The sequence below is a fragment of the Geobacillus sp. YHL genome (assembly GCF_022341265.1).
GTDB classification, from domain to species: domain Bacteria; phylum Bacillota; class Bacilli; order Bacillales; family Anoxybacillaceae; genus Geobacillus; species Geobacillus thermoleovorans.
Genome location: NZ_JAEIGB010000033.1, coordinates 1 through 20,496 on the forward strand (window position 1 = coordinate 1; position 20,496 = coordinate 20,496).

Here is a 20,496-nt window from a genome sequence, read left to right on the forward strand (position 1 = left end):
CACCTCCTGGGTTTGTTTGTGTCGCTACTCACATTCTACAGGAAAGGTGCTCTTTTTTCTATACCCTTTGGATTTTATTGGATAATCAACACGCCTGACCTTCTTTCTTGTTATTTCTTTTCATATTTTAGCAAACTTCCATCTAATGTTGCTATGATTTCGACTAGTTCTTTTTTATATTGGCTCTGTTAATGTTTGTTGTTGATTAATGGATGGAAAATTAAAAGACGTTCAAATTTCACAGTTTTGAACGTCTTTTATTATCGTTACGATTGGGCACAAGTGATAATATGACAACAATGAACGTTGAGATACAAGCCGCGGCAAAAATAACACTTTGTACGATTTTTGACTCGTTATAAGTTTTATACGCAAAAGTTCCCATTATTATAGCAGTGATTAAATTGCAAAATAATAGTAAAGAAATTTTTCCAATTTTGTTCATATACAATCCTCCTTAAATGATTATTTTCTATATACATGCAACATGAAGAGTTAACTTCTCAGTCATCCTGCACACCCTAAGCGCTGCAGCACTTCCTCCGGACGTTCGTGGATGTAGTTGACAAACCGAGTAATGGCTTGAATGATATCGTTGCGATCCTTGTGAAATACATTGGCAATCACCGTATCTTTCAGCCATTTCCATAAGCGTTCGATCGGGTTCAGCTGTGGCGAATAGGGAGGAAGGTAAATAAAGTGAAAACACTGCCCTTCTTCCCGCAAAAACTCCTTGACCATTTTGGCATGGTGAATGCGGGCGTTATCCAACACCAAGACCATGAGACGGTCCGGATAGCGCTCTTTGAGCATTCTCAAGAAATTCAAGAACGTCGCGGCATTGGCGCGGCAGTCGTTTGATGAAGCACCGTTTCGCCATCGTGGATGTTGACCGCGCCAAACCGCGATACGTGGGCATGATGGCCGAACGTCGGCACTTGTTTTTGGCGGCCGACTTCTGACCATGTGGACCGCAAGACATGGTAAGAGCGGATATGGGTTTCATCGATGTACAGAAGAACGGCATCTTCTGTCTCCTTGGTGATCAAGTTTTTTTTATCAGATCCATTTGTTTTTCAAATTGTTTTTGCTCATCCAGATTTCCTTTCGCCAGTGTGTACGTCGGTCGTGTCCACGACAGCCCTTTGCGGTGCAGGAGTTTTCGCAGCGCTTCGCGGGAAATGGAAACACCGAATTGCTTTGCGACATAGGATTGCAGGAGTTTGGTGTTCCACGCCGAAGCGACGTCCCAGCCCAGTTCCGCGGGAATAGTGGTCAACACAAGCTGTTTGATCTTTTCCTGCTGTTCTTCGGTGAGAAACGGCTCCCGCCCGGGGGCGAAATCCCGATGAAGCAGGAGTTCAAGGCCGCCTTCGTTGAACAGCGACACATAATGGGAAACAGTTTGTCGGCACACGTTGACCATGGAGGCCACGTCTTTGCCCAAATAGCCTTCCATGACCAGGCGGACGGCCATCACACGTTGGCGGAGATGGGCGTTTTTGATCTTCCGTTCCTGCTTGCGGAGTTTCCGGGGCGTCCATCCATGGTTGTCGGTGATTTTGAGACGTTTCATGCAGAATTCCGCTCCTTTTCCATGTTTTTCATTAGGAGCAGTATAACCGGAGTGGGCACCGCTTATGCGAAGGTTAACTTTTCAATGAGCATGTATATAGAACGATAAGAGAGGTTCTTTCGCTATAAAAGCAATATTCTTTAGTCTTGTCCTGGCGCATTTTTAGGCCGTTGCATTTAAAAAAATGGAACAGGCTAAAAATGCGTTTTATTTTTTACCTCCTTCCCGAGGACGCTTCTTCCTTTGCCTCACCCCATTGTAATTTTTGCTTGTTAGGCGCATAAAGGACCTGTGCTCTTCGGACGGCTTGCGGGAAGCTTCATATATAACGAAAACGGTTTTTCTTTCTACTTGTCTATGTTAAATTTTTCCTAAATTTTTTGTGCTTTTGTCTCTCATCATTCATTGAATCGCATCATACATTAAAGAATGTGATGGATAGTTGCCAAAAATTTTGTCCACAAATGATTAACGTTTTATGAAGATCAGTAGTAAACTTATGAAGATCGATGATGTATAAAATTTTGTGTAACACATTTTAAACGCTGGTTGTTGGGATGGATATTGCAAAGAAAAAACATTATGCCTGCTTTGTGGATGAGCGAGGGAGGGTGTTAAAAAAGCCGTTTCCCGTTCTGCAATCGAGAGAAGGATTGGAATGGTTGTACCAGTGCATCGTGGAAGCCATGAAGGAATTTGGAAAAACCGAGGTGATCGTTGGCATCGAGCCAACGGGACATTATTGGCTGAATCTCGCCTATTTTCTTGATGAGAAAGGCATTCCTCTCGTCATGACAAACCCGATGCACGTGAAGCGATCCAAAGAGCTGGACGATAACCTTCCAACCAAGCATGATGCGAAAGATGCGCTCGTCATTGCCCGGTTAGTGAAAGACGGCCGATTCAGCTATCCGCGTATTCTGAAAGGGATGGAGGCGGAACTGCGCGTAGGGGCGACATTTCGCTCCAAATTGGTGGAAGAACAGGGAGCGATTCGAAATCAAATGATTCGCTGGCTTGATCGATATTTTCCGGAGTTTTCCCAAGTCTTCCCGTCATTTGGGAAAATGGCGCTCGCGGTGCTGGAATATACGCCATTTCCGAGTGATCTGGCAGGAAAAGAACTAGAAGAGGTGCTGGCCCTTTACCGGCAAAGTGAGGGATTACAATCGCCACAAAAGCCGAAAGCGAAGAAGTTGATGGAATTGGCCCAACACTCCATTGGCGTAACGGAAGGACAACAGATGGCCCGTATCGAAATTGCCACGCTTGTCCGCCGGTACCGCCAACTGGAAGAAGAAATCGAGGCACTGACAGAGCAGCTGATTGAACTCGTACAGACATCGGTCGAATACGAATGGCTGAAGACCGTTCCGGGCTTAGGCGATGCGACCATCGTAGAACTGTTATCAGAGATCGGGAGTTTCTCCCATTATCAGGATCCGCGGCAGCTTATCAAATTAGCGGGCCTGACGCTGCGGGAACATTCCTCCGGCCAACACAAAGGGCAAAAACGGATCTCCAAGCGTGGAAGAAGGCGGTTGCGCGCCCTTCTGTTCCGGGTGATGATGCCGATGATCCGTCACAACGAAGCGTTTCGGCAGCTGCACGAATATTACACGACACGTCCTGATAATCCGTTGCGGAAGAAGCAATCCATTGTAGTGTTATGCGGAAAATTACTGAAGGTACTGCATGCGGTGTGTACGAAACGACAGGCGTTTGACGTGAAGCGAATGATGTGGGACATCTTTGGCCTCGAAACGGCTGCTTGATGCCTATAGTCTCGATTCTCTAGACAACAAGGATGACACGGAGAAGCTGGCGCGATATCATCCATTCGACCTTGAGTCCCTAAAGGAGCTTAGCCGGCCTCTGCCTGATGACTAGACCGAACGAAGGAATGTAGGCACAAGGATGCCAAGAGACATGGGAGGGTTCGTCATCATCAGCGATGCAGAGATCCATGGTGCATCCCATACGCTTCCCCCACTACAACCAAATTTAACCAGTAGTGGCCGCGAAGCGTACCCAGTCAATGTAAGATATACACATATTTAAGAAATAATGTTAGAAACTTTGTCGAAAAATATTTTTTTGACACCCCTGAAACGGCTACAACCGTTGATATATCAACATTTATAGAGGGAGGATATGATGATACCTATGTTACCTAGTGAAAAATATTTTGGTAATTTTGAACTGGTTTATCCATTTTATGGGGCTATGCCTACAGGTGTTACTGTTTCAGAAACCGGTCGTATTTTCGTTTGCTTCCCGAGATGGGGAGACGATGTTAAATTTACGGTGGCGGAAATTGTTGAGGATAAATTGCTGCCTTATCCTAATTTACAAACCAATTTGGTTAACCCCGAGAATATCACAAGGACTTTTATCAGTGTCCAAAGTGTAGTTGCTGATGGAAGGGGAACACTTTGGGTATTAGATACAGCTGCACCCAATTTTTCTGAACCTATTAAAGGGGGGGCAAAATTAGTCGCTGTTGATCTAGAAACGAATACAATAAGAAAAGTATATACCTTTACAGAAGATGTTGTCTTGCCTACAACTTATTTGAATGATGTCCGTTTTGATTTTCGTGTTGGAAAAGCAGGGTATGCTTATATAACGGATTCTTCTTCAACAGGACCAGGAGCTATAATCGTCGTAGATTTAGCAGATGGAAACGCCTTCAGACGGTTAAATGGGGCAAATTCAACTTCACCCGATCCCTATTTTATACCGAAAGTAGAAGGAAAAGTATTAATGAATCGAAATAAAGATGGCAGTACTTCTCCATTTAGACTGGCTTCTGACGGTATTGCGATTTCGCCTGATGGAAGGGTATTATTTTTTTGTCCACTAACCAGTCGTCATCTGTTCTCGATCACAACAGAAGCCCTGAGAGACAGAAGCATACCGGACATGGAATTACCTTATTATGTGGAGTATTGGGGAGAAAAAGGTGCATCTGATGGAATGATCACTGATGCAAAGGGAAATGTTTATGCTGGAGATTATGAACACAACTGTATCCGCAAGATATTGCCAAATGGCACAATGGAAACGATCATACATGACCCGAGAATGTTGTGGCCGGATACTTTGTCAATTGGTCCGGATCAATATTTGTATGTCATTGTGAACCAATTACATCGACAGCCTAGATTTCATTATGGAAAAGACTTACGACAGAAACCTTATAGTTTACTTCGTATCAAAATTGATGAATTTCCTGCTCCGACCTTTTGATAATAAATAAACTTAAAATTAGGAACAGTTTATTTGGTAAATGTTAAACTGTTCCTTGAAATTTTTATAATGTTGGTAAGTTCAATTCTGTATTTATATTTCGGACTTACGATATATCTGGTTGAACATTTTTTTTGTTTATGGTTTAAAAAATACTATCGCTTTATTATGGAGAGCTTAGTGACTCCTCCCTCAATGTCGTAAACAGTAGAAGACCTCGACCACACAAGGTACATTGTGATCGAGGTCTTCTACTACTAGTTTTTGGTCGGAGTCACTATGAAAGTCTGGATAGTGATCTATTGATGACTTATTGGTTAAATGCTATTATTAATAACCAAGAAGTAAAGAAACCAAGAAATAAAAAAGTAAAGAACCCGTGGTGCTAGTTGAGTCTTAACGCTCAACTAGCCCAAGAACAACAAGGGAGTAAGCCAGTAAAATACCATCCAGTGCCGTTTCAAATCCAGAAACCGAGTTCGCTCGAATCTCGGTGATCCGATACGAATCGACTAAAATCGAAAACACGGTTTCAATCACTTTGCGTTTGTTTTTTGCAAGCAAAAAGTGCAGAGAATTGCAAGAAAAAATACATAGGCTTGCCGGCTCAATGAATTTACCTTTCAACCGAGTGAGAAGGGAGCGACTGAACGGCAGAAAGCGCGTGCCGTAAGCGGTAGCTCTCTCCCGTAAACGCGAGAATGTGGGCGTGATGGACCAAACGATCCACCAGCGCTGCCGTCAGGCGGTTGTCCCCAAACACTCGATTCCACTGTCCAAACTCTAAATTCGATGTCACGATGACACTTTTTCGTTCATAACAATCGGCAATGATGTGAAACAGCAGTTCCGATCCCTGCTTTTGGAAAGGTACATAGCCAAGTTCGTCCAAAATCAACAGCTCGCATGTGTCGATTTGCCGTTTGAGCCGTCCGAGGATGCCGTCTTTTAACGCCTCTTCGAGCTGGGCGACAAGATCGGCGACACGGAAAAACCGAACTTCATGGCCCCGTTCACACGCTTTTAATCCTAATGCGGTGGCGAGATGGGTTTTTCCTGTTCCCGGCGAACCTAAAAGCAGGACGTTCTGTTTTTGCTCCAAAAAGCGAAGGTCGCAAAGTTCTTCCTTCGAGGTCGTGGTCGGCCAATGAATCTGATCCGACCATTCGTAATCTTTGAGCCATTTCAACTCCCGGAACTTCGCCTTCTTGATCAATCGAGCCTGTTTTGCTTTCTGACGGAACGACAGCTCCAACGCCAACACATCACGCAAAAACTGTTCCTTGGTCTCGTAGGCCACCTCCTCGAATCGATCCGCGATGTACGCCAAATGCAGGGCTTTACAAATCTCTTTTAAATCCATCTTCATGCCCGGCTTCCCCCTTCCCTTGACGGACAAAGACGTTGATCATACACATGTAAATCGGTTTCATAGTCGACTAAAACGGAAGGGGTATAGGCTTCTTCCCATTTCGCGGGATACTCCGAACGCTTCGCCTCCATCAACACCCCGATCTCATGGGGAGCCAAATCCCACCGTTGATACTTGTCAAGCCACTGGGCGATCTCATAGACGGTGTACCGGTCCAGCAGCTTCTGCACCCCTCGAATGCGTGATGCCGTCTGTTTCGGTTGTTCCATGAAGTATTTCCTAATGGCCTCCGGCAAGTAAACTCGAAACCGCGAATACTCCACCACCCGGGGCTTTTGCGCCCATTCCGCCAAAATGTCCTTCCAAGGGAGCTCCCGTTGCTTTTTCGTGTACGGCCTTGGCGCTTCCAGGTACACCTCCCCTTCCTGGGACAAAACCATGAAACGATCCCATTCCTTTTTGACAAGGACACGGTTGGGAACCGGGATCCCATGAACCACAAACGCCTCCCCATCCACCGTTACTTCCCCGTATTTATTGACATTAGCGTGGTGGAAGGAGAAGATCGGGAGATCTCTCTCCGGCAGGACAAGCAACTCCTTTTGTTCTTCCTGCCATAATTCCTCAATGGTTCTCCCTTTTTCGTAGTGGGGGCGGGCTCGATCTTCGATCATCTTGTGATGCAGCCACTCCGCCAGTTCTTCGTCCCCCTCGATCAACGGAGCAGGGACAAAGCAGCGTTGACGAGTATAGTAAACTTTCCGTTCGACATTCCCTTTTTCGTGTCCGCTATACGGATTGCATGCCTGTACGTCAAACCGGTAATGAAGCCGGAATCGCTCAAATGCTTCAGTATATTGACGTTCGCCTCCTTTTCGGATCGAAACCACCGCCGCCGCCAAATTGTCGATGCGCAGTTTTCTCGGGACGCCTCCGGCTTGGCGAAACAGCTGAGTGAGCCCGTAAAGAAAACATTCGCTGTTTTCCGCCGGCAATGGATACGCATACGCGGCGTTGCTGTACGGAAAGCTCAAAATCAGAATTGATCGGTCTTCCTCTTTTCCCTCCTTCGTCACAACGGACATGGTGCCGAAATCCACCTGCGCTTCCCCCGGAGGGTGTTCCAGCCTCTCGTAACGTTGTTCCTTCTCCAGCTTAAGCTGAGGTCTTCGTTTTTGAACGTAGGCGCAAACCGTTCGATAAGACCCTTTAAAGCCATGTTCCTGCTTTAATTGTTCGTACATCTTCTTGCTTGTCCGCCGTTGTTTTCTTGGCAGTTTGGCGTCCTCCTCCAGCCAGTCATCAATGATTTGACCGTATCCTTCTTCCTCCATCATTCCCCGTTTTCTCTTTATTTTTTGTCTGACCGAAATGTCTCCATCCGCATATTTCTTGACTGTTCTCCAGTTAAATCCCGTCCTGCGGACAATTTCGGAAAGCGATAACCCTTTCTTTTCACGCAAATGTTTGATATGATGAATTTCAGGCATTGCTAGCATCCTTTCATTACCTCCACTGTTTTGTTCTTCACAACCTTAAACAGTAGAGGGTATTTTAGGAGCTGGCAAGCCTTTTTTTTTATGCCATGAAGCTCTGCACTTTTTTGTTGCAGAACTCTGTACTTTCATTTTGCACTAAACAAACGTTGTTCAAAAACATTTATACTGGTATTTGTATCCATTAGTAAATCTTTCATTGATACGTTATTATCTTCTGCAAGAGGTTGATCGAGAGTCAATAAGAAGCGTTGGTTTAACTTACGAATTTTTTTATCAAAATCAATACTGAAGAAACGAATTAGATTGCTAATATATTTAAGGCTCTTCACCACAAGTTGTACTTGAGATTTTAAGATAGGTATGCATAGGGAAAATAGAGGATACAAAAAATGCGAATTTTCCTGTATGGTAAAGGTGACCAAACCAAACCAAACCATTGGAGGAAAATTCGCATGTACGCTCAGTTTATCAAAGAACTCATCGATTTACCAGATGTTTTGATTCAAAAGGTGCGAAAAGAAGAAGAACGTTGGATTTTCGAACTTTCTCTACCCGAACAATGCCCATTATGTCCTGTCTGCTTGAAGCGTACAATCAAAATGACAGGCAAAAAGAAGCAATGGATGCATGGGTATGCTCAACGGATCGGCATCTTTTGGGTGGAACTCCCTGTGGAGCGTAGACGTTGTGGTACATGTGGCATGACATTCAGCACGTCTTATCCCGGAATTTCCCCTCGAAGTGTAGCGACGGATGCGTTTCAGCAATGGGTGGCGCAATCTTGCATCGGAACATCCATTCAGGCGGTGGCTCGTATGCTCAAGCTTCCTTACACGACCGTGGAACGTTGGTTTTATACCCATGCCCCTTCCTTCCTATCGAATGACATCCAACCAAAGGCAGTTTGTGTCGATGAGTTTGCGTTTCGAAAAGGGCATGATTACGGAGTGGCGATCATGGATGCCGAAACGGGAGAAGTGTATGCCCTTGAAGCAGGAAAGAACGAGGAAGCCATTGGACGTGTGTTGGCTCCTGTGTCTGATTCTGTTCAGTATGTCGTGAGCGATTTGGCTCCAGCGATGAAAAAAGCGATTCAAGGGGCGTGTCCGGAAGCGAAGCATGTGGTCGATTATTTTCATGTGATTCAATTGTTTACGGAAGCGTTGGATCGATGCCGCAAATCCTTCGGAAAAGGGAACAAGAAACATGGGCATGTCCGGTATGTTTGCCGCTTATTGACCCAGCGCCCCGAGAAGCTCACCGAGGAGGAACGCCAAACGGTGCGGGAGTGGCAGAAAGAGAGCGATTCCTTGCAGGCTGTCTATCAATCCCTTCAACATTTTCGTTATGTATCCAAAAGCCAAAACGAGCGACAAGCGAAACGTCGTTTGAACGCCTGGGTTCATCGGTATTTGTTTTGTCCTTGTTCTGCTGTTCGCGCCATCGCAAAATCACTCGTCAAACGAACAGACGAAATCATATCGTGCATGTTATCCCCTTATTCAAATGGGAAAATGGAGGGAACAAATAACAAGATCAAGCTGATGAAACGTCGGGGATACGGATACAGAAATATCCAGCGTTTTGCATTGCGGGTTCGGCTAGAAACAGCTAACATACTTTCATGACAGGTGCAAGTACAACTTTTGGTGATGAACCCGATTTTAACCAATTTACCACAATATTATAAACACTATTAAAATGCCTTTTATTATTCAAATATTTGTTTGATCGGAAATAAAGAAAAAATTGTTAGCATAAAAATTCGTCAACACTTTTATTGATTTATTGAGTATATAACTTTATTTTTCAGTGAACAACTTTATTTTCATCAGACGATAAAAAATTCCCTTAACAAGTAATATTCTCCTTACATTCGGGTAATTTTAACAGACACTTGTTTGTTCAAATCCGCATCCCAAACGCGTTGAATTTCGAATGTTCCTGGTTCAAAGAACATATTGAACCTTTCTTTGAACCAATCTTGCATAGGTAAGTTTAATGCTTCATCAATCGGCACCCAAAGCAATTCACCTTCTGGTGGATTTTCAAGGAGTTCTCCTTCGAATGTATTGGTCCAATAGTTAAAAACCATGTATCGTACATTTTCTTTTGGATTAACATATTCATCCAAACCTTTATAGATTAAATTTGAAACGGTTAAACCTGTCTCTTCCTTGACTTCTCTAATAGCCCCTTCTACGATACTTTCTGGAAATTCCACTTTTCCCCCTGGTGCTAAATATCCCGGAAAACCGAAATGGTTAGGTCGTTTAATTAATAAAACTTTATCTTCGTTTTGAATCATACACATCGTATAAATTCTATGTTCTACACTTTTCCAATCAACTGACATGATGTAGATTCTCCTTTCTAATTTATTTAAAATCTGAACGTTTTTAATAATCATATACTGTTTTCTTATTGAAACAACTCACCCGTTAGTCGCCTATGCCCCATTCATGTCACCACATTTTAAAAAAATTATGTTCTCCAGTGTGATTTGAAGAAGATCGATATCTCACAATAATTGTACCATAATATTAAAAATATTTTTAAAATATCCTGCTTTTTTTAGTGATTCTATCTGATCGAAAATAAAAAAGTGCTGGCATAAACCTATGCCAACACCTTTTCCCAGTTACCATTATTATTTTCTAGTTACCAACTTTATTTTTCAGTATGCGACTTTATTTTCCGCAGATAATAGAAAAAACAAAAGCCTGCTGGATTCACCAACAGGCTTTCAGTTCCCGACTTTTTTGTTCGGTACCTAACTTTTTTGTCCGGTTCCCGACTTTTTTGTCAAGTACCCGACTTTTTTGTCATTCAACATTTCCGACCAATGAACCGCTCACTCCACCGTCACGCTCTTCGCCAAGTTGCGCGGTTTGTCGACGTCGCAGCCGCGGTGCAGAGCGGCATAGTACGCGATCAGCTGCAACGGCACGACGGAGACAAGCGGCGTAAGATCCGGATGGACGGATGGGATGATAAAGCGGTCGCCGTCGCCTTCTAAGCCGCGCATCGAGATGACGCACGGGTTCGCGCCGCGGGCGACGACTTCTTTTACGTTGCCGCGAATGCTCAAATTCACGTGCTCTTGGGTGGCAAGCGCGATGACCGGCGTGCCGTTCTCAATCAAGGCGATCGTGCCGTGTTTCAGCTCGCCGCCGGCGAACCCTTCCGCTTGGATGTACGAGATCTCCTTCAGTTTCAGCGCGCCTTCTAGGCAGACATAGTAGTCCACCGCACGGCCGATGAAGAAGCAGTTGCGCGTCAGGGTCAAGTAGTCGCTCGCGATGTTTTCCATTTCTTCTTTCGCGTCGCACAGCATTTCCATCACATTGGCGACGATGGCAAGCTCTTTCGTCAAGTCAAAGTCCAGCTCAAAGCCTTTCGCTTTCGCCGCGGCCGCCGCCAAAATTGCCAACACGGCAATTTGCGCCGTATAGGCCTTTGTCGAGGCGACGGCGATTTCCGGACCGGCGTGCAACAGCAGCGTATAGTCGGCTTCGCGCGACAGCGTCGAACCCGGGACGTTCGTGATCGTAATCGCTTTATGGCCGAGTTTGTTCGTTTGCACGAGCACAGCGCGGCTGTCGGCCGTTTCGCCGCTTTGCGAGATAAAGATGAAGAGCGGCTTTTCCGACAACAGCGGCATGTTGTACGAAAATTCGCTGGCGATATGCACTTCGACTGGTATTTTCGCCCACGACTCGATCAACTGCTTGCCGACAAGGCCTGCGTGGTAGCTCGTTCCGCACGCGACAATGTACAGGCGGTCGGCGTTCAGCACTTCGTTGATGATCGCTTTGTCAATGGCCAATTCACCGTTGGCATCTTGGTATTTTTGAATGATGCGGCGGATGACGAACGGCTGCTCGTCAATTTCTTTCAACATGTAATGCGGGTACGTTCCTTTTTCAATGTCGCTTGCATCGAGCTCGGCCGTAAACGGCTTCCGTTCGACTGTCTCGCCGTTGAGCGTTTGAATCGTGACGTTCTCGCTCGTGACGATAACGAGCTCCCCATCCATCAGTTCGACGAATTGATTCGTCACTTGCAGCATCGCCATCGCGTCGCTCGCCACGACGTTAAACCCATCGCCCAAGCCGACGAGAAGCGGGCTTTTGTTTTTCGCCGCATAGATGGTGTTTTCGTCTTGCGCATCGATCATGGCGATGGCGTACGATCCTTTTAGCAGCGAGAGCGTTTTTCGGAACGCCTCTTCCGTTGCCAGTCCGTCGTTGACGAACTTCTCCACGAGCTGAACGATCACTTCCGTGTCCGTGTCGCTTTGGAATGTGACATCGGCCAAGTAGTCGCGCTTGACCATTTCATAGTTCTCAATGACGCCGTTATGCACGAGCGTAAACCGGCCTGAGGCGCTTTGGTGCGGGTGGGCGTTTGTCCGGCTTGGCGCCCCGTGCGTCGCCCAGCGCGTATGGCCAATGCCGACCGTCGCCTTGACGTTCAAATCGACGATGCGGCGCAAATCGGCGATCCGCCCTTTTTCTTTAAACACATGAACCCCGTTCTCATTTAAGACGGCGATCCCCGCCGAATCGTAGCCGCGATACTCGAGTTTTTCCAATCCGCGCAATAAAATTTCCTTCACATCTTGGTAACCGATATAACCAACAATGCCGCACATGGCAAATGTTCCTCCTTTTCATCTTGGAGGCTGCCGCTAACGAGAACCGTCTTTCCTGTTCAGTTGTCAAAGAACATGTTCGGGGTCTCGCCGATCCACGGGCGGCAGACTCCCTTCTTCGTTTCGCGCGATGACATCCTCCCCTTTGTGCAAAGGGTCACCCCTTTGTTTTAAGAGAGGACTTGCGGCTGTCATCGCTCCAGCCGGGAGGCATCCGCCGAAAACCTCGATAAACCTCCTCCTCGTCAACTAAGCGTTCTTCCGTCCAACGCTTAGTCCAGGCGCTTTTGTCTCGTCAAAACCGATGCAACAACCAACCACCTTTTTGCTTTGTTGGCCATGCCTACGGTTGCGGCAAGCCATCACTTCACCATGTTCCGCTCTTCGCCCTTCCATCGCCTCCTTTCAAGAAAAAGGCAACAACGTTAATATTACAGGACATTCCCAGCGGCGTCAACTATCATCTATCCATCCCTTTATATAAAATAACCTATGCATAAACGGAAGCGAACGTTCCGTCTATGCATAGGGTGGTTGTCCAAGCGGTCGGTTATTCCACTCCCATTTCACGGCGGACGACATCCGCGATCCGCTCAACGTAGGCGCGGCACGCTTCCTCGGTTTGGGCCTCCGCCATAATGCGCACAAGAGGCTCAGTCCCCGATGGGCGGACAAGAACGCGGCCATTGCCGTTCATCTCTGCTTCCACTTCCGCGATCACTTTCTTGACTTGCTCATTTTCCATCGCTTTTTCTTTATCTTTTACCCGGACGTTCACAAGCAGCTGCGGGTATTTTTTCATTTCCCCCGCCAATTCGGAAAGCGGCTTGCCTTTGATTTTCATGATGTTGACAAGCTGGAGCGCCGTCAACATTCCGTCCCCCGTCGTGTTGTAGTCAAGGAAGATGATATGTCCGGACTGCTCGCCGCCGAGATTATAGCCGTTCTTCTTCATTTCCTCGACGACATAGCGGTCGCCAACGGCCGTTTGTACACTTTTGATTCCCTGCGCCTCAAGCGCCTTGTAAAACCCAAGGTTGCTCATGACCGTCGAGACGACAGTTTGGTGCTTGAGGCGGCCGGTTTCTTTTAAATATTTGGCGCAAATGTACATAATTTGATCGCCGTCAACAATGTTGCCGCGTTCATCCACGGCGATGAGGCGGTCGCCATCGCCGTCAAAGGCGAGCCCGACATCGGCTCCTTTTTCTTTGACAAACGCCGCCAACGCTTCCGGATGGGTGGAACCGACTCCTTCGTTAATGTTGAGCCCATTGGGCGAAGCCCCCATTGTCACGACATCCGCATCCAAATCGGCAAATAAGTACGTCGCAAGCGATGACGTCGCCCCGTGCGCGCAGTCGAGGGCGATTTTCATCCCGGAAAAATCTTCTTCATCGATCGTTTGTTTTAAATACTGCAAGTACTTTTGTCCGCCTTCAAAATAGTCGTTTACTTGCCCAAGCCCAGCCCCGATCGGCCGCGGCAGCATATCCTCCGCGCTGTCGATCAGCGCCTCAATTTCCGCTTCCTGCTCATCCGACAGCTTGAACCCGTCCGGACCGAAAAATTTAATGCCGTTATCTTGCACCGGGTTGTGAGAAGCAGAAATCATGATGCCGGCCTGCGCTCCAAGCGCCTTCGTCAAATAGGCGACACCTGGCGTGGAAATGACGCCAAGGCGCATCACTTCAGCCCCGATCGACAAAAGCCCGGCGACAAGGGCGCCTTCAAGCATATGGCCGGAAATGCGAGTGTCGCGCCCGATCAGCACTTTCGGGCGCTCAGCGCTTTTGGTCAGCACGTATCCGCCGCAGCGGCCGATTTGAAACGCCAACTCTGGCGTCAATTCACGATTTGCGACTCCTCGTACACCATCAGTGCCAAAATATTTGCCCATTCGTTCACTCTCTCCTTACTATGCAGTTTATTGTGCAGTTGCTTTGTCGCTAATATGGACCATCGCCGTTTCCGCCGACGGCTGCCATTGGACTTGTTCAGGGTGGTTCCATTGAATGGGAACTTGATGTTCACCAGTGTCAAGTCCACTCACATCGACATACAAATGAATATCGTCTTTTGTCAACCCACGGACGGCATCGGGCGGACCGACAAGGCGGATCGTAATTTTGCCTTCAAGCGGTTTGACAAATTCGGCTTTGTATGAATCCGGCAAGCCGATGACAGCGATCGGCACGTCTTTCCACGTTTGTGTGACGTCTTTTTCCACATCAATATGCACCTTGATTTTGTCTGGGTTGACGCTTTTTGCGCCATTAGGAAGCGGAACGTCGAGCTCTACCGTCGCATCGTCGGTAATGTCGTCCAAATCAACTGTCAATCCTTCCAGCTTGTCAATATGGTTCAACACTTCCTTCGGTCCATAAATCGTCACTCGATCCGGCTCCGGCGTGATGCTGACAAGATGCACACCATCCGGCAACTCCCCAGTTGTTCGCACTTGAACCGGCACCGTCTTGCTCGGGCTTTTCACCGGCACGGTTACTTCCACCGACGATGGCTCTGGCTCAATATCCAACTCATTTCCCCGTCGATCGTACACCCGAACGCGCGCTTCTCTCGTCAGCGTTTCCGTCGCCCCATCTAAGTCGACGATGGCTTTGACAAACGCAATCTCGTCGATTAGTTCCTTCGCCCCGGTAATCGTCACGGCATCTGGTTTCACAGTCGGTTCTCCAACGGAATAGCCATCCGGCATTTTGTTTCGATTGAAAAATTCAACACCGACAGGAAACCGTTTCGACACTTTTTCACGAATCGTCACTTTGGCCGAGGAAGGCTGAATCGTCACTTTCAACTTGTCAGAGATGTCCCTGTATTTGATCGGCACCGTGTATGTCCCTAACGGCAATTCCGTTAAATCGACATACACCTCGAAATTTCGTTGCAGAGCCGTCGGCTTGACAATGCTGGCCGGCCCTTGGAGCGTAACGTTCACGTATTTCGGGACGCCAGATACGACCAAGTTGTCTTCATCATAGTAAGCGACCACCGGAATATCGATCAACGTTTCCGTATCTTCCTGGCCAAACGTGTTGCGCGTTTCACCGGTTTTCGCCCCGACATTGGCCGACATATACAGCATAATCGCCAGCAATAAGGAGACAACGCGAATAAACCAAGGATGGTCCATCAACTTATCCATGTTTCTTCCCCCTCCATTGCCAACGGGAAGAAGCGGGCGCCTTCGTCGCTGGAGCAAGTTCGCCGGTCAACAGCTCCCGAAACTCATCGATCGTTAAATCGCGGTACAGCTCGCCGTTTTTCGTCAACGATACTGCTCCCGTCTCTTCCGACACGACGACGGTGACGCTGTCAGTCACTTCGCTGATGCCGAGCGCCGCCCGATGGCGTGTTCCGAGCTCTTTCGAAATAAATGGACTTTCCGATAATGGTAAATAACAGGCCGCCGCAGCGATTTGGTTTTTTTGAATAATGACCGCCCCATCATGAAGCGGCGTGTTCGGAATGAAAATATTAATGAGCAGTTCCGGCGATACATGAGCGTTTAACATAATGCCGGTTTCGACATAATCGTTCATTCCGGTTTCCCGCTCAATGGAAATCAGCGCGCCGATGCGTCGCTTCGCCATATACTCGGTCGCTTTTACAATGGCCTCCACCATTCGCATCCGCTCTTCATCTTCATTGACCGTATTGCGGGTGAACAGCCGTCCGCGGCCGAGCTGCTCAAGGGCGCGCCGCAATTCTGGTTGAAAAATGATGATGATCGCGAGAAATCCCCAAATGATCGCCTGATCCATCAGCCATTGCAGCGTTGTCAAACCGAGATAATTGCTCACGAAACGAACCAAAATAATTAAAAAAATGCCTTTTAACAGCTGAATGGCCTTCGTCCCGCGAATCATCATGATCAACTTGTAAATCACATACCAAACGACAAGGATATCAACCACTTTTAACAAATATGACACGATGGGGAGCTCTCCGAAGGACATCTTCACACTTCCTTTATCTCTAATTCCAATCTGTTGATGGCCACGGAAAAAGCCATCGAACGATGGCTGCCATCATTCAATCGATTGGAGCGCACGATTGAACCTTTCTTTAATATTATACCAAATCCATTCAAACACTTGATTAATTTCCTCCACTTCCCCTGTCACTTGCCCGGCGGACGCCATATATTTCTTTCCATGGATCACAGTCACGTCCCCATCAACCGTTCCTTCAATCCGAATCGAGCCATTGCGGACGACAATATCCCCTTTGACCGTTTCTCCTTTCGGCACGATGACAGTATGATCGCGGATGATGACATGTTCATCAGCTGAGACGGAAAACGCGCCTCTTTCCCCCCATGAAGAAGCTAAGCTGCCTAAAGTGAGCGCTAAAAACAACGAGGCAGCCGTAAGCAGCGGGTGGCGATGCAGGAAGCGGCGCAGCCGCGCGGTCTTTCTCTCTTTCGGCATCGCCTCCATAACCTTGGCTGCAAACGACGGCGGCGCCGCAACGTGGGCGGCATATTGGAGGAAAGCAACCGTCTTTTTCAGCTCGTGAAAATGGGCAGCGCACGCAGCGCACGAACGCAAATGTTCTTTCAGCTGCTGCTCTCCTTCTGGCTGGAGATCTCCATCAAAATAGCTGTGCATGAGCAACACGATTTCTTTCGGACATTCCATAGTCTCCCACCCTCTTATAAATGACCCAATTGCCTGCGCAACGCTTCACGGCCGCGATGCAGCCGCGTTTTCACCGTGCCGACCGGCAACCCTAAAATCTCGCTGATTTCTTGCAAGGACAAATCTTCCATATATTTCAACACGATCACGCTTCGATACTTTTCTGGCAACTGCTCAATCGCTCGCTGCACCGTCTCTTGCAGCTCCAGGCTTTCCACTGCCTCCTCCGGGGATGCTTCGCGGGAAGGAAGCTGAGCCTGCATCGTCAACCCGTCCGTGCCTCCGACCTCTTCATCTAAATACACGTCCGGCTTCCGTTTCCGCAATTTATCGATCGTCAAGTTCGTCGCGATCCGGTACAGCCAAGTGGAAAACTTCATTTCTGGATTGTACGTATCAATATGGATGTAGGCGCGGATGAACGCCTCCTGCGCCGCATCTTCCGCCTCATGCCGATTGCCAAGCATTCGATAGCAAAGGCGGTAAATCTTGTCCTTATACAAATCGACAAGATCCGCGTATGCGTTTTGATCCCCTTTTTGGATCGCCTTAATTCTCTTTTTAATAAATAGATCCATAAAATACAATACCCCCGCCTCACGGCTTACTGTATATTACGGCGCTCGATCAAGAAAAGTTTCATGCAACATATTTATTGTATCATACAACTGAAAAAGAGGGGACGCCAAACAAATGGCAGCCCCTCTTTCACAAACAGCGGGAACAAATCATCATCATATCCGTGAATCCCGCAACCAACCCTCTTTGCTCACATGCATTAAATGAGTTTTTCACCAAACAACGACCCCATCAGCGCTACAGCAACTGATGCTGTTTTGTTCCGCTCATCCAAGATCGGGTTCACTTCGACAAATTCCGCTGAAGTGATGATTTGTGCTTCGGCCAGCATCTCCATCGCCAAATGGCTTTCGCGGTATGTCAATCCTCCAATGACAGGCGTTCTGACTCCCGGTGCGTCGCTTGGGTCAAGGCCATCCAAGTCAAGCGACAAATGAACGCCATCCGTTCGTTCTTTTAAATAGGTGATCGTTTCTTCCATCACCCTTGTCATTCCGAGCCGATCAACCTCATGCATCGTGTAAATTTTGATTCCTTTTTCGCGAATAAACTTCTTCTCCCCTTCATCAAGGGAACGGACGCCGATCAACACGACATGTTCCGGCTTGATTTTGGGGCTGTATCCGCCGATTTGCGTCAGCGCCGGATGGCCAAACCCGAGGCTCGCCGCCAGCGGCATGCCATGAATGTTTCCAGACGGCGACGTTTCCTCGGTGTTGACGTCGCCGTGCGCGTCATACCAGATCACTCCAAGCCGCTCATAATGTTTCGCCACCCCGGCGAGCGTGCCAATGGCGATGCTATGGTCGCCGCCCAGCACAAGTGGGAAGCGCCCCCGCTGAACGACTTGGTCAACCGCCGCCGCGAGTTTCTCATTCGCCTCCGCAACCGCTTTCAAATTGCGCAACCGTGAATCTCCTTGCTCGTGCAACCGCTCTGCTTTCCCAATCGGAATATCTCCCAAATCTTCAATATCGTAATGAAGACGTTCCAGACGTTCGATGACGCCTGCATAACGCATTGCGCTCGGCCCCATATCAACGCCGCGGCGTGTCTGCCCTAAATCCATCGGAACCCCGATAATTGAAATTGGCTTCATGCTGTCTCCCACTCCTTTCCGGTTCCTGTTACGTCTTTATTGTAGAGGAAAGAAAGGGGATGACTCAACTTGACAAAATTTTGAATATTTATACCGATATAACAAAAAAGAGCAGGCTGCTTGTGGTTGTCAAGCAGTCTGCTCTTGATGGAGCCTATCGGGATCGAACCGATGACCTCCTGCGTGCAAAGCAGGCGCTCTCCCAGCTGAGCTAAGGCCCCGCCCAAGCGGAAGACGGGACTCGAACCCGCGACCCCCACCTTGGCAAGGTGGTGTTCTACCACTGAACTACTTCCGCGCTATGGTGAGCCATGGAGGACTCGAACCTCCGACCCTCTGATTAAAAGTCAGATGCTCTACCTACTGAGCTAATGGCTCATAGTCAAGTATACACTCACAGTGAACGATGTCCCTTCCTCTACTAGCATATTCGAAGATGCAGGATGCGTCGGGACAACTCGAAGCAAATCCGAAGATGCTTCGCTCGTTGCTCTACCTACTGAGCTAATGGCTCATGGTTGAGTATACACTCTAGGTACTACCTAGCTCTACCTGCCTCTTCCTCTCCCAGCCGATTCAAAGATGCCAAGTGCGTCGAGGCAACTCGAAGCAAACTCGAAGATGTAGCGCTCGTTACTGAGCTAATGGCTCATGGTTAGGATAACACTCTACAGCTTCGTTTCACTCTACCTGCCTCTTCCTCTCCCAGCTGTTTCACAGATGCCTAGTGCGTCGAGGCAACTCGAAGCAAACTCGAAGATGCAGCGCTCGTTACTGAGCTAATGGCTCATGACCATTTTTATGTACAAAAAAATAATGGCTGGGCTAGCTGGATTCGAACCAGCGCATCACGGAGTCAAAGTCCGTTGCCTTACCGCTTGGCTATAGCCCAACGCGATGAGAAAGAAACGCTGTATTCAATTGCTATTATATCTCAGCAATCAGGGAAGTATACACTTTTCATTTCGGCCAATCATCCTTGAAAGGACGACTGGCCGAAATGGAGTGACCCGTACGGGATTCGAACCCGTGTTACCGCCGTGAAAGGGCGGTGTCTTAACCACTTGACCAACGGGCCGGAAAATAAATGGAGCTTCCAACCGGGCTCGAACCGGTGACCTCTTCCTTACCATGGAAGTGCTCTACCTACTGAGCTATGGAAGCGTAAAAATGGCTCCGCAAGTAGGATTCGAACCTACGACCTACCGGTTAACAGCCGGTTGCTCTACCGCTGAGCTATTGCGGAATGATGAATAACTATATGTCATGCACATCTTCCCAATGTGCTCGTTGCCTCTTCCTCTGCCAGCTAATTCAAGGAAGCGAGATGCGTCGAGGCAACTCGTAGCGAATTCGAAGATGTGAAGCTCGTCGCTGAACTATTGCAGAATAATGAAACATTGCCTAGCAGCGACCTACTCTTGCAGGGGCGCTGGCCCCAACTACCATCGGCGCTGGAGGGCTTAACTTCCGTGTTCGGGATGGGAACGGGTGTTTCCCCTCCGCCATAGCCACTAGGCAATGATGATCATCTTGGACAGTAATTATTATATCCATCCTGTTGGATTTGTCAACAGGATGTTCATTCCCTCAAAACTAGATAACCGTTGGAAGAAGCCGCTCGCCTGCGCTTTTCGCATTGTCCAGCTCCGGCTCGCCGCCGCTCGGGGTCAAATAACCTTCGCCTTCGGGATGTGAACATCCCTGCAGGCGAAGAACATTTGCCCGTCGCGGCGACCCGCTCGCCTGCGCTTTTCTTGGTTAAGCCCTCGATCGATTAGTATCCGTCAGCTCCACG

16 protein-coding genes, 7 tRNA genes, 1 rRNA gene and 1 pseudogene are annotated in these 20,496 nt (G+C 47.9%); 3 read left to right on the top strand and 22 right to left on the bottom strand.

Going from position 1 to position 20,496, the window contains the following annotated elements; translation table 11 throughout:
* Nucleotides 1-507: 507 nt before the first annotated feature.
* Genes JCR24_RS16775 through JCR24_RS16785 form a run of 3 tightly spaced genes read right to left on the bottom strand, consistent with a single transcriptional unit; the run spans nt 508 to nt 1,576 of the window.
* A complete protein-coding gene (locus tag JCR24_RS16775) occupies nt 508-813 on the bottom strand; it encodes a transposase (protein WP_047817654.1) in 306 nt (101 codons plus the stop codon).
* A gap of 11 nt (nt 814-824) precedes the next feature.
* On the bottom strand, nt 825-1,049 hold the full coding sequence (locus JCR24_RS16780) for a transposase (RefSeq protein WP_049625057.1): 225 nt from the start codon (nt 1,047-1,049) through the stop codon (nt 825-827).
* Nucleotides 1,046-1,576, bottom strand: coding sequence for a helix-turn-helix domain-containing protein (locus tag JCR24_RS16785; protein WP_079935700.1), 531 nt, complete (start codon nt 1,574-1,576; stop codon nt 1,046-1,048). Before JCR24_RS16785 ends, JCR24_RS16780 begins: the two co-directional genes overlap by 4 nt.
* Nucleotides 1,577-2,133: 557 nt before the next feature.
* Between JCR24_RS16785 and JCR24_RS16790 the strand changes: the two genes are divergently transcribed.
* A complete protein-coding gene (locus JCR24_RS16790; RefSeq protein ID WP_238981064.1) occupies nt 2,134-3,351 on the top strand; it encodes an IS110 family RNA-guided transposase in 1,218 nt (405 codons plus the stop codon).
* Nucleotides 3,352-3,733: 382 nt separating this feature from the next.
* Complete coding sequence (locus JCR24_RS16795; protein WP_015373743.1) at nt 3,734-4,828, top strand: L-dopachrome tautomerase-related protein; 1,095 nt, start codon at nt 3,734-3,736, stop codon at nt 4,826-4,828.
* A gap of 396 nt (nt 4,829-5,224) precedes the next feature.
* Here the strand turns inward: JCR24_RS16795 and JCR24_RS16800 are convergent.
* The 3 genes and pseudogenes from JCR24_RS16800 to istA form a co-directional block, all read right to left on the bottom strand.
* A pseudogene (locus tag JCR24_RS16800) lies at nt 5,225-5,383 on the bottom strand (IS982 family transposase); the annotation flags it as partial.
* A gap of 61 nt (nt 5,384-5,444) precedes the next feature.
* Nucleotides 5,445-6,197: an IS21-like element helper ATPase IstB gene (gene istB / locus JCR24_RS16805; protein WP_013523916.1), complete on the bottom strand. Its 753-nt coding sequence runs from the start codon at nt 6,195-6,197 to the stop codon at nt 5,445-5,447.
* Nucleotides 6,194-7,699, bottom strand: coding sequence for an IS21 family transposase (gene istA / locus JCR24_RS16810; RefSeq protein ID WP_013523915.1), 1,506 nt, complete (start codon nt 7,697-7,699; stop codon nt 6,194-6,196). The genes istB and istA overlap by 4 nt, the downstream gene beginning before the upstream one ends.
* A 452-nt stretch (nt 7,700-8,151) precedes the next feature.
* Here istA and JCR24_RS16815 point away from each other — a divergent pair, with 452 nt between their 5' ends.
* Entirely contained in the window at nt 8,152-9,327 is a 1,176-nt protein-coding gene (locus tag JCR24_RS16815) for an ISL3 family transposase (protein ID WP_238981065.1), read from the top strand.
* 242 nt (nt 9,328-9,569) lie between these two features.
* On the opposite strand, the gene JCR24_RS16820 is transcribed toward JCR24_RS16815, so the two are convergent.
* The 16 genes from JCR24_RS16820 to rrf form a co-directional block, all read right to left on the bottom strand.
* On the bottom strand, nt 9,570-10,055 hold the full coding sequence (locus JCR24_RS16820; RefSeq protein WP_015373739.1) for an 8-oxo-dGTP diphosphatase: 486 nt from the start codon (nt 10,053-10,055) through the stop codon (nt 9,570-9,572).
* 498 nt (nt 10,056-10,553) lie between these two features.
* Nucleotides 10,554-12,356: a glutamine--fructose-6-phosphate transaminase (isomerizing) gene (gene glmS / locus JCR24_RS16825; protein WP_238981066.1), complete on the bottom strand. Its 1,803-nt coding sequence runs from the start codon at nt 12,354-12,356 to the stop codon at nt 10,554-10,556.
* A gap of 550 nt (nt 12,357-12,906) precedes the next feature.
* Nucleotides 12,907-14,256, bottom strand: coding sequence for a phosphoglucosamine mutase (gene glmM, locus JCR24_RS16830; protein ID WP_014194618.1), 1,350 nt, complete (start codon nt 14,254-14,256; stop codon nt 12,907-12,909).
* 27 nt (nt 14,257-14,283) lie between these two features.
* Entirely contained in the window at nt 14,284-15,522 is a 1,239-nt protein-coding gene (locus JCR24_RS16835) for a CdaR family protein (protein ID WP_238981067.1), read from the bottom strand.
* Nucleotides 15,515-16,336 (bottom strand): diadenylate cyclase CdaA, encoded by an 822-nt coding sequence (gene cdaA, locus JCR24_RS16840; RefSeq protein ID WP_011229664.1) that lies wholly within the window; start codon nt 16,334-16,336, stop codon nt 15,515-15,517. The genes JCR24_RS16835 and cdaA overlap by 8 nt, the downstream gene beginning before the upstream one ends.
* Before the next feature lie 72 nt (nt 16,337-16,408).
* A complete protein-coding gene (gene rsiW, locus JCR24_RS16845; RefSeq protein WP_011229663.1) occupies nt 16,409-17,020 on the bottom strand; it encodes an anti-sigma-W factor RsiW in 612 nt (203 codons plus the stop codon).
* A 14-nt stretch (nt 17,021-17,034) separates the two neighbouring features.
* Nucleotides 17,035-17,598: an RNA polymerase sigma factor SigW gene (gene sigW, locus JCR24_RS16850; protein ID WP_011229662.1), complete on the bottom strand. Its 564-nt coding sequence runs from the start codon at nt 17,596-17,598 to the stop codon at nt 17,035-17,037.
* A gap of 200 nt (nt 17,599-17,798) precedes the next feature.
* On the bottom strand, nt 17,799-18,698 hold the full coding sequence (gene rocF, locus JCR24_RS16855) for an arginase (RefSeq protein ID WP_238981068.1): 900 nt from the start codon (nt 18,696-18,698) through the stop codon (nt 17,799-17,801).
* Nucleotides 18,699-18,846: 148 nt separating this feature from the next.
* A tRNA-Ala gene (locus tag JCR24_RS16860) sits at nt 18,847-18,919 on the bottom strand.
* Between the two features lie 5 nt (nt 18,920-18,924).
* Nucleotides 18,925-18,996, bottom strand: a tRNA-Gly gene (locus JCR24_RS16865).
* Between the two features lie 4 nt (nt 18,997-19,000).
* A tRNA-Lys gene (locus JCR24_RS16870) sits at nt 19,001-19,076 on the bottom strand.
* Nucleotides 19,077-19,515: 439 nt separating this feature from the next.
* Nucleotides 19,516-19,590: transfer RNA gene (locus JCR24_RS16875), tRNA-Gln, on the bottom strand.
* Nucleotides 19,591-19,704: 114 nt separating this feature from the next.
* Nucleotides 19,705-19,776, bottom strand: a tRNA-Glu gene (locus JCR24_RS16880).
* A 10-nt stretch (nt 19,777-19,786) separates the two neighbouring features.
* A tRNA-Thr gene (locus JCR24_RS16885) sits at nt 19,787-19,862 on the bottom strand.
* A gap of 7 nt (nt 19,863-19,869) precedes the next feature.
* A tRNA-Asn gene (locus JCR24_RS16890) sits at nt 19,870-19,944 on the bottom strand.
* 156 nt (nt 19,945-20,100) lie between these two features.
* A 5S ribosomal RNA gene (gene rrf / locus JCR24_RS16895) occupies nt 20,101-20,217 on the bottom strand.
* Nucleotides 20,218-20,496: the final 279 nt, after the last annotated feature.